Raw genomic sequence first — 224 nt, 5'->3', positions numbered from 1 at the left:
GCTTTCAGTGCCTTAGCACTTAAGCAGGACGCGTATAATACGCTTTCTACTTTGAAAGTCAACATAAAATACTAAGAAAACTTAGAACCCTATGGTGACTTGTCTACTTTGTAGACAAAGTCGAAATTAAAGCCTGGCGATGTCCTACTCTCACATGGGGAAGCCCCACACTACCATCGGCGCTATTGTGTTTCACTTCTGAGTTCGGCATGGAATCAGGTGGG

At 44.2% G+C, this 224-nt stretch carries 1 rRNA gene; it reads right to left on the bottom strand.

Features of this window, described 5'->3' with window-relative positions:
• Positions 1-131: 131 nt before the first annotated feature.
• A 5S ribosomal RNA gene (gene rrf / locus QQ041_RS22245) occupies positions 132-224 on the bottom strand; the annotation flags it as partial.

It is taken from the genome of Vibrio sp. TMPB1044 (genome assembly GCF_030442075.1).
Classification (GTDB): Bacteria; Pseudomonadota; Gammaproteobacteria; order Enterobacterales; family Vibrionaceae; genus Vibrio; species Vibrio satsumensis.
The sequence above is the reverse complement of the archived record's forward strand: the minus strand, read 5'-3'. Positions and strand labels throughout refer to the sequence as shown.